Origin of the sequence: Actinomadura sp. GC306 (genome assembly GCF_004348665.1) — a bacterium.
GTDB lineage: Bacteria > Actinomycetota > Actinomycetes > Streptosporangiales > Streptosporangiaceae > Spirillospora.
Genome location: NZ_SMKM01000253.1, coordinates 1 through 9,799 on the forward strand (window position 1 = coordinate 1; position 9,799 = coordinate 9,799).

Here is a 9,799-nt window from a genome sequence, read left to right on the forward strand (position 1 = left end):
CCACTGAACTGGCAAGGACAGGCGCCCCGGTCACGGCCCGGGCTCTCGTAGCCGACCCTGACCCCGCAACGTCACCGACCACCAGGAGCGACCACGGCAACCCTGCCCAGGGGACGCCCCGCCCAGGTCACCGGCACCCACCTGCAGCCGACAGTTCTCCGGCCGGCGCACCGCCCCCCTGAGCGACCGACCCGACACGGCCGGGCGCCGGAGTATCAGCGCCCGGCTTCCACACATGGCACAAACGACCACCACTACGGGTCGCCGTGGCGCTGCCCGCCCCGGTTTAACGTGCAGGCGCCCCACACAGCGGGTTGACGGGACGAGGTTGGCCTATTCCAGCAATCCACCCGCGGCCGGTCGTTATGCGATGTCCCGCGGCAATATCCGCGTCCAGGAAGAAGCCTCAAAGGTGAGGCGAATTCAGGACATGGCCGAGAAAATAGAGGCGAGACTTCTTATTCTCGGCGGGTGACGTGGAGTGAGACTTATAGCACTAGGTCGCCACCCGCGGGTGACCGTCGCAAAGCAGCCTCGAATTAGCCGCAAAGCCAGGAAACCTAACGGTACACCGTCCGTCTGTCCCCCAAAGCACGCACTATCGGGCAGGCTGCGGGCATGCGCCTCCCGCCTTGCCTAGGCGGGGTCCGGGCCATCACGGAGGCACGGTATCCGGATTCGGACGATTTGCCGCATAAATCGCACCGGGCGTCGGCGGAATCGTCGCGGATGATCGTGAGGCCGACTGTGAGCAATACTCAACGCTCCGTAGCCAAAGTGACTACGATCGGCATTCGCATGGTGACCGAAGCGATCCCCCGGGGCGAAGATGAACCGTTTCCTGGCACTTCCCGGCCTTGCCGCCACGTTCCGCGGCTTGCTCCGCCGTGTCGGCGGACTGCTGGGTTGTACCGTGATGGCCAGCGCCGTCTTCATCGGCGCAGCCGCGTCCGCGGACGCGCACCCGGCCCCCGAAGCGCACGAGTCGATACCGCCCGTCTGCCGTCAGGCCATGAGCACCACCGACCGTCACACCGTGTACGAGTGCAGGCGGGCGTGGAGTGCGATGCGCGAGAGGTCGCACACGAGGACGGAAGACGATGGAGAGTTCCACCGACGAGGTGACCGGTACGACGGACCGCACAGGACTCGGCGTCGGACCCCGTCACCGCGGTGGCTCGACGAACTGCTCCAACGTTGGTCCTCCGTGCCCCCCACGCCGCGCACGCCGACTCCGCCACGGTCACGTCCGAAGACCGAAACCCCGCGCCTCGCACCGCCGAAGCCGACCCGGACACGCTCCTCGAAGCCAGCCCCCGCCCCGACCCGCACACCGACGCCGGCGCCGACTCCCACGATGAGTCAGGCCGACGATCTCGAAGCGCCTCCACCTTCCCTCCAGCCGGTTCTCCTCCTCGGCCTGCTCCTCCCGCTCATGGTCGCGCTCTGCTACCCCTTCCGCCACCGGCTCCTGGCAGTCGCGGGGCGTCCCCCGTACCCGGTCACGCAGACCACGGAGCCGGTGCGGGTCGGTTATCGCCCCACGCTCGATCCTTTCGCCGCTCCGGTGCTGGCCCTGACCGGCTCGGGCGCGGCCCCCACCGCGCGCATACTGGCCGTCGCCGCCCTGGACGAGCACGGCGAGAACTCCCTTGTCGTCATTCCACGTCCCGACGCCACGGCCTTGTTCGGCCTGGAGGAAGACGAGCTCCTCGACGAAGACCCCGCGGCCCTCTTCATCCCGGGCAATCTGGATGCCGCCCTGGCCTACCTCGAAACCGAACTCGCCATCCGCGAGAACACGGGCGTGCAACAGGCGCGACGTCTACTTCTGGTAGCGAACCCCGAAGGAGAGAGCGACCGGATCAAGGCCCTCCTCGACCGTCACCCCGGCAGCGTCACCGTCATCCTCCTCGGCGCGTGGACGGGTGACCAAGTCACCGTCGACGACGAAGGCATGGTCGACGCCCCGTCCGCGCTGCACCTTCCGCCGCGCCTCCCAGCGCTGTCCCGGACCGAGGCCCGCGACCGGCTCCTCTCGATCCTGGCCCACCAGAAGTCACTTCAGAAGCCGCCTCCCAAGCGCCGCCCCTCCCGCCGCCCTCAGAACAAACCAAGCAACCCCCTCAAGGACTAGAACGTATTTTCATTCGGGTACATAGCAGTGGCCCACAGTCGCAGAGCTGGTCGAGCGACTGGGCCCGAGGGGTAATGCAAGTGGCCCCGCCCGCACCGTCGTGATCGAACACTCCCCAAGTGGAACGGCCAGGCACGCCGACCTCTCCCCCGACGAGCACACCCAACCCACCGGCAACACCGGACGGCGCGACGACCACGGGGAGGCACACGCCATCGTGGCGCAGGACCCCCAACGTCAACCCGGCATCGGACGCGGGCCTACCGCGCCGGGTAGCGTCCGAACGGTAAGAGTGGTTCCCCCGCCGCCGCCCGCAACGGCGTGATCGGAAAGCTCGACAAGTGGAACGGCGAGGCGCCAGTCGACCCCACCCCGATGAGCACACCCCAGCTCATCGGCCACGCCGGGCGGCGCGGCATCGACTGGCGGGACACGCCGTCGTGGCGTGGGCCCGAACGTCAACCCGGCGTCGGACGCGGGTCTACCCCGCCGGGTAGCGCCCGAGGAGTGGTGGGAATTGTCCCAGCGGGTGGATGCCGCCTGCTCCGACGCGGCCCCAGAGCTGTGGCTGGTGCCGCTACGGGGATCGTGAGTATCCGCGGCGATCATCATCTTCGTAGCCACCCCAGGTGTGGTGGCAGCAGGCGTCGGTGTTCGGGCCGTCAGGCCTACCGCGCACCGCTGCTCTACCGCGCGGGTGTGGGGTGAGCTGCAGCGCCGCTATGAACGCTAGCCCGAGCACTTTCTGGCCTTCGTCGCCATCGCCGCCACCCTGAACTGTCACCGCCGACTCCGAGAGATGGCGGCTAAGACGGGGCGCGTTCTTGTTTGGTGATCTCCGTCCGGACGGTGGTGAGCGCTCGGAGGGCCCGGCTGAGGGAGGTGGTCTCGGGGGGCACGTCGGTTTCGCGGTCCACGTAGGCGGCGCAGCGGTTGAGCCAGCCGCGGATGGCCTCCTGGATCCTGTCCTCGGAGCGCAGCGTCTTCGTCAGGGCGAGGACCCGTTTCTCCTCCGCGACCTGCCAGGCGAGGGTTTCGTCCGCGGCCAGGGCCTGGATGTCGGCGAGGGCGTAGCGGCCCAGTTGGTCTGTGGCGAGTTCGCGTTCGCCGGCGATCCTGTCGAACGTCTTGCGGGGCCAGTCGAGGATCGTCGCCGCGCCGCCGGAGTCGACAGTGTCGGTGAGCGGGCCCTTCCGGGCGGCGACGACCGCTCGGACGGCCGCCGGGTCGAGGCGGTCCAGGTCGCGCCGAAGGTAGACCGGGTGGCCGCGGAAGCTGCTGATGACGTTGAGGTCGCCCTGGGCCACCAGAACCTCGACGTCGCGGCGTTCGACGTCGAGCCCCACCCGGGCTGCCAGCCGCGCGGCCGCCCGAGCGGAGCCGACCGGCGGATCGTCACCAAACATGGCGATGACCTGCTGGCCGCGTCCCTCGACCCGTTCGACGACTTCCGTGGACCATCGCTCCCCGTCGATGTCGGGTTCGGGGAGGATGCCGTGCTCCAGGCCGACACGCAACTGCCACCGGGTGAGCCCGAGGCGGCCGGCGAACTGATGGGCCCCGTAATGGCCGCGAGTGATCTCCACAGGCATTGCCGCGCCTTTCTCGTGATGTTGACGCGACCAAGCCTCGCGGACGGTGACGGTGGCCATAGCGAAACGTCTCTCTGTGGATAACTCGGCGGCAGGTTGCGAAGTATCCGACCATTCGGGCATTCGGGGGTCGCGAGTGGCAGCTGGGGTGGGCCGGTGCCAGGCTGAGGGGATGAGCGACATACGGCGGCTGGGAGTCGGGCTCGCCGCACTGGGACGCCCGGCCTACATCAACGTCGGCAGGACGCATGAGCTACCGCACGACCGCAGTGTCGAGGGGATGCGCGAAGCCACCTGGGACGTCCTCGACGCCGCCTACGCGGCGGGCATCCGGTGGGTGGACGCGGCGCGGTCGTATGGGCGGGCGGAGGAGTTCCTTGGTGGCTGGCTCGCAGAGCGTTCGCCGGAGGACGTGACGGTATCGAGCAAGTGGGGTTACACCTACGTTGGTGGTTGGAAGACAGACGCGCCCGTGCACGAGGTCAAGAAGCACGCCCTCGACCGATACCGAGAGCAGTACGAGGAGACGCGTAGCTTTCTCAACGGGTATCTGTCCGTCTATCAGGTGCATTCGCTGACCGAAGACAGTCCGTTGTTCGGGGACGTCCGGCTTCAGGGAGCTCTTGCGGAAGCCTCTGCTGAGGGTGTCCGCGTCGGTTTCTCCACCTCCGGCCCGAGGCAGAAGGACACCATCCGCCGGGCGCTGGAGCTGCAGGTCGACGGGCAACGACTGTTCAGCACGGTCCAGTCGACGTGGAACATACTTGAGCCGTCTGCTGAGGACGCCCTGCGTGAGGCGCACGAGGCTGGGCTGCATGTGTTGGTCAAGGAAGTCCTCGCAAACGGACGACTGGCCGTTCATCCACCCGCGGCCGTGCAGGCGGTCGCTTCCGGATTGGGTGTACAGCCGGACGCTCTGGCACTCGCAGCTGCGCTGAGCCAGGGGTGGGCGGACACCGTCCTCGTCGGCGCGGTCAGTACGGCGCAGCTGGCCTCGAATCTGGCCGTGACAGAGGTAGCCCTGGCGGGAGACGAACTTGAGATGCTCGCTGGGCTCAGCGTTCCGCCGGAGCGCTATTGGACCGAACGGAGCGCGCTTCCCTGGACGTGAGGCACTCACGGGACGTGCGGCCGGATCGTGGCAACATTGAGCGGTCCCCACCACGAACGGATGCCGTTGCCCATGCAGTCAGACCTCCCAGAGATGATCGGCCCGTACCGTGTGGTCTCCCGGCTGGGTTCCGGCGGGATGGGCGAGGTGTTCCTCGGGGCGTCGCCGAGCAGGCGGCTCGTCGCCGTGAAGGTGATCCGGCCGGAGTTGCTGGACGATCCCAGATGGCGGAAGAAGTTCCGCCGTGAGGTGACCCTTGCGCAGTCGGTCAGCGGCTTCTACACGGCGCCCGTCGTGGACGCCGATCCGGACGCGGAGCAGCCGTGGCTGGCGACGCAGTTCATCCGCGGTGTGAGCCTGTCCAAGGTCGTCCAGCAGAAGGGCCCGCTGCGTGAACAGGCCGCCTGCCGGCTCGGGGCCGGCCTGGCCGAGGCGCTGATCGCGATCCACCGGACGGAGATCGTTCACCGGGATCTCAAACCGTCGAACGTCCTGCTCGCCTCGGACGGGCCGAGGGTCATCGACTTCGGCATCGCGCGCCCACTGGACGCCCTCCCCCTGTCTCGGACGGAGATTCTGGGCACCCCCGCCTACATGTCCCCAGAGCAGGCCCTGGGAGAACCCGTGCATCCGGAGAGCGACGTGTTCTCCCTGGGGTCGACGCTCGTGTTCGCCGCGACCGGAACGGCTCCTTTCGGGAGCGACCGTAAGGTCCGTAGCCGCATCGTGTACGGCGAACCGGACCTCACGCGGTTGCCCGACCCCATGCGCGGGCTGGTGACGCGGTGCCTCCTCAAGGACCCCAGCGAACGCCCTACACCCGAGCAGATCCTCATCGCGCTGTCGACGTTGCTGGACGCGCACTACGGCGACGAGTGGCCGCCCGCCGATGTGGAGCAGCTGCTCGGTGCTCAGCAGCGGACGCTCGTCGAGATCACCGCCGAGTTGCCGACCCTGCACGAGCCACCGCCCCGGGGGCATTCTCCGGTCGGCTGAGATCCTCCTCACGCTCGCTCAACACCGTCCCGAAGTCACCGAGGTCTCCCCTGGGCTGCACAAGCCCGATGCAGAGCGCCGGCGTGCGCGGACTACGCAGAGGGCAAGTATTTGCCCATGTGATCACGTGGATACGATGAACGACGGGACGAGCGGACGTCTCCGCAGGTGTGGACGCAGTTGGGAGTGACGAGTATGTCGGATTTCGAGCTCAGCCACGCGGGCGGCCGGATGCCTCTGGAGGTGACCGAGGCGACGGAGGGTCCCTCGGGCCTGGGTGTCGGCAGCCTCCTCAAGGAGACGGGTCACGTCACGCTCGACCCCGGTTTCACCAACACGGCGTCCACGACGTCGGCCATCACCTACATCGACGGTGAGGCGGGCATCCTCCGGTACAGGGGCTACCCCATCGAGGAGCTGGCGGAGAAATCGTCCTTCCTGGAGGTCGCGTACCTCCTGATCTATGGCGAGCTGCCGACGTCCGACCAACTGGCCGAGTTCACCGACAACGTCCGCAACCACACGCTGCTGGACGAGAAGTTCCGCGCGTTCTTCTCCGCCTTCCCGCGCAAAGCGCACCCGATGGCGGTCCTGTCGTCCGCGGTCAGCGCCTTGTCGACGTTCTATCAAGACAGCCTTGACCCATTCGAGCCAGAGCAGGTCGACAAGTCCAGCATCCGGCTCATAGCCAAGCTGCCCACCATCGCGGCGTACGCGTACAAGACTTCCAACGGCCAGCCGCTCCTCTACCCCGACAACTCCCTCGGGTACGTGGAGAACTTCCTGCGCATGACGTTCGGACTGCCCACGCAGCCGTACGAGATCGACCCCGAGATCATGCGCGTGCTCGACATGCTCTTCATCCTGCACGCCGACCACGAGCAGAACTGTTCGACCTCGACCGTGCGTCTCGTGGGGTCCAGCCAGGCGAACCTGTTCTCGTCGGTGTCAGCAGGGGTGGACGCGCTGTTCGGGCCCCTGCACGGAGGCGCCAACCAGGCCGTCTTGGAAATGCTGGAGAGCATCCACCAGGACGGCAACGACATCGACGCGTTCGTGCGGCGCGTCAAGAACAAGGAGCCCGGCGTCAAGCTGATGGGCTTCGGGCACCGCGTCTACCGCAATTACGACCCGCGGGCCGCCGTGGTGAAGAAGGCGACGAGCAAGGTCCTCGACGCCCTCGGCATGTCCGACCCGCTGCTCGACCTCGCCATGCGCCTCGAAGAGGTCGCGCTGAGCGACGACTACTTCGTCGAGCGGAAGCTCTACCCGAACGTCGATTTCTACACCGGCGTCATCTACAAGGCGATGGGCTTCCCGACCAACATGTTCACCGTCCTGTTCGCTCTCGGCCGCCTGCCCGGGTGGATCGCCCAGTGGCGCGAGATGCTCGACGACTCGTCCACCAAGATCGGACGTCCCCGTCAGGTGTACGTGGGCCCGACCGAGCGCCACTACGTGGAGCCCTCCGCCCGCTAATAGGCGCCGCTTCGTACCTCTGGGACTTGCCGTGTGCCGGCACCCGGCGATGGCGGGCGGGTTTCCGCAACCCGCCCGCTGTAGATCGCGTGGTGCCGGGCCTCAGAGTTAGCCCATTGCGACGACTCGGAGAGCGCCAGCCCCGTCTACGGCCTTTCTTGTCGATCACGGCCGATCTCAGCCATGTGCGGAGTTACCGGTGAACGACCTGGTCACCGCGCTAACGCACGCGAGCATGGACAGAGAACTCCAGGACGAGCGCGAACTGGGTCGCTTCTTCTCGCTCTTCGTCATGGCAGGGAACGAAACCACACGCGATTGCGTGTCCCATGCTCCGTCCTCACCGACCACCCGCCAAGCGACTTCCAGGTCTCCGTGCCACGGGCGCGCCCGTCCGGCGGCGCACCAGTTCATCAGCGGGATCGAAGACGCACCCTGCGCCTTCTAAGACGCTCCAAATAGAACATTCGCGACTATCCGCCTCCCCTTTATCCACAGGTCCGGGTTTTCTTCCCTCTCCGCGGCGGCCTCCTCAAAGCTGGACGGCACCTACCCCGTCCGAGGACCCGAGGAGAGCGCCATGACCATCACCATCACGGTTCCCGAAGAGACCACCGCCGGCTTCGTCGTCGCCGCGGACAGGGACCCGGGCGACGTGGCCACGACGATCCGGCAGCTGCTGCCCGCCCCGTTCGCGGCCGCGGTGTCGATGTGCCTCGGCACACCACGCCTCGTCACCACCACCCATCGCGCAGTGGACTCGCCGTGGGAACTGAGCGGAGTCACGGCCGCAGACGAGGACGACACCGAGCGGGTCCGGCAGGCCACGCGGCACATCGGGGTCACGTCCGTCCTGCCCGTGGGCGACCTGCCCTCGGGCCCGCACCTCGCACGCGCGGCCGCCAGGGCGATCGCCGAATCGCTCGGCGGCGTCCCGGTGGACCTCACCCTGAACCAGGTGCTGCCCGTCATCCCCTTCGGGCGATTCGACGAGTTCGTCCTCGCCGACCACTGGATCGGCGCCGCGCTACCGCCCTTCCGGAACTCCGCCCGCTGCCCGGCCGAGGAGGACGCCGTCGACGGCTGTGCCTGCGTCCGGCTGACCACCCGCGGCCTGTGCCGGTTCGGCCTTCCCGAACTCGAGATGTCGGACGTCGCCTGCCCGCATGACCTCGCGGCGCTCAACATCCTCCGCACGACGGCGCAGCGGCTACTTCCCCTGGGCAGGCACCCGGGCGAGCACATCTTGCCAACCGAGTTGATGCTGACGAGCGCCGACTTCTCCCACTATTGGGGAAACCGCGACCCGATGTGGGACGACGGTCCCGTCCCGGTACGCCTCACCCGGGTCGCGCCCGACCGGCTGCGCATCCGCCAGCCGGCGGACTTCCCGGGGACCTTGAACGAGTGGCTCTGGGACGACCTGCCGCCCGTCCTCCACGAGGTCCTCAGCTGCGAACCCGAGCACGCCACCCCCACCTGACGACAACGGCCGCCGATCAAACGCTCGCACCCACCGAGAAGGCAAGCGACGCTTCACCGCGACCGAGTTGATACTCCGTTCGGCACCGACGTCGCCCCAGTAGCGTCGGGGTGCATGGAGAACGATGGCGTACCGGGTTCACTGGGGAAAGTCCTGCAGGACATAGCGACCGAACGCGAGACCCAAGACCGAATGTGGGGGGTACAGGATTTCCCCGATGGAAGCGGACCGGAGTTCACCGAGCGCGCGGAGGACGCCAAACGACAATGCTCCTCGGCCTGGACAAAGGGTGAGCTGACCTGGCGGCACATCCTCACAGAAGAGTTCTTCGAGGCGCTGGCCGAATCCGAGCCCGCTGCCCTCCGAGCCGAACTCGTCCAGACAGCGGCGGTCGCGGTGAAGTGGATCCAATCCCTGGACCGGCGGCACGGCGAGTCCGTGCATCCGGTCGGAGAAGGCCGTGGACGTTCCGAGAAGCTTGTCCGGGACCGCATTCCCGAAATCGTTCACGCCTCCGGGCGTGTACCGGTAACCCGCGTCGCGAGCCCCGGCGAGTACGCCGGGCTGTTGCGCACGAAGCTCTACGAGGAGGCCGGTGAGTACACGGCGAGCGGCGACCCGGCCGAGCTCGCCGACCTCCTGGAGGTCATCCATGCCCTCGCAGCCCTGCACGGACTGACACCCGACGACCTAGAGGAAGGACGCGCACTCAAGTCAGCCGAACGGGGAGGTTTCTCCAACCGCCTCGTCCTACGACTCCCCGATTGACCCACCCGGACCACAGCGCCCAATGAAGGTTCGGAGGTAAGGAGACCTGTCACCGCGCGGGCGCAGGGGCATGACGGCGTGGCTGTCGACCTTCCGGCCGATGATGGTTCAGCCGGGCTCCAAGGCGCGGGCGGTGCGGAGCCAACGCCCTGGCAGCGGCCTCGTCGGCTGGTCGGGCGGCGGGAGCCGCGGCCACCCATGCGGGGGTGGCGGCGTCGTGGAGGGTGCGGGCC

The 9,799-nt window shown here is 67.8% G+C and carries 7 protein-coding genes; 6 read left to right on the forward strand and 1 reads right to left on the reverse strand.

Going from position 1 to position 9,799, the window contains the following annotated elements:
- Positions 1-1,357 precede the first annotated feature (1,357 nt).
- A complete protein-coding gene (locus E1200_RS26690) occupies positions 1,358-2,137 on the forward strand; it encodes a hypothetical protein (RefSeq protein ID WP_131954832.1) in 780 nt (259 codons plus the stop codon).
- A gap of 806 nt (positions 2,138-2,943) precedes the next feature.
- Here the strand turns inward: E1200_RS26690 and E1200_RS26695 are convergent.
- Positions 2,944-3,729 carry a hypothetical protein gene (locus tag E1200_RS26695; protein WP_131954833.1) on the reverse strand — a complete coding sequence of 262 codons (786 nt, stop codon included), beginning with the start codon at positions 3,727-3,729 and terminating at the stop codon, positions 2,944-2,946.
- Positions 3,730-3,901: 172 nt separating this feature from the next.
- On the opposite strand from E1200_RS26695, the gene E1200_RS26700 reads away from it, so the two are divergent.
- The 5 genes from E1200_RS26700 to E1200_RS34995 all read left to right on the forward strand — a co-directional run bounded on the left by E1200_RS26700 (position 3,902) and on the right by E1200_RS34995 (position 9,566).
- Positions 3,902-4,840, forward strand: a complete 939-nt coding sequence (locus E1200_RS26700; RefSeq protein WP_131954834.1) for an aldo/keto reductase — start codon at positions 3,902-3,904, stop codon at positions 4,838-4,840.
- A gap of 72 nt (positions 4,841-4,912) precedes the next feature.
- Positions 4,913-5,836: a serine/threonine-protein kinase gene (locus E1200_RS26705; RefSeq protein ID WP_165950472.1), complete on the forward strand. Its 924-nt coding sequence runs from the start codon at positions 4,913-4,915 to the stop codon at positions 5,834-5,836.
- Between the two features lie 195 nt (positions 5,837-6,031).
- Positions 6,032-7,315 carry a citrate synthase gene (locus tag E1200_RS26710; protein WP_131954836.1) on the forward strand — a complete coding sequence of 428 codons (1,284 nt, stop codon included), beginning with the start codon at positions 6,032-6,034 and terminating at the stop codon, positions 7,313-7,315.
- A gap of 580 nt (positions 7,316-7,895) precedes the next feature.
- Positions 7,896-8,798 carry a hypothetical protein gene (locus E1200_RS26715; protein WP_131954837.1) on the forward strand — a complete coding sequence of 301 codons (903 nt, stop codon included), beginning with the start codon at positions 7,896-7,898 and terminating at the stop codon, positions 8,796-8,798.
- A gap of 114 nt (positions 8,799-8,912) precedes the next feature.
- Positions 8,913-9,566: a nucleoside triphosphate pyrophosphohydrolase gene (locus E1200_RS34995; RefSeq protein WP_243708850.1), complete on the forward strand. Its 654-nt coding sequence runs from the start codon at positions 8,913-8,915 to the stop codon at positions 9,564-9,566.
- Positions 9,567-9,799: the final 233 nt, after the last annotated feature.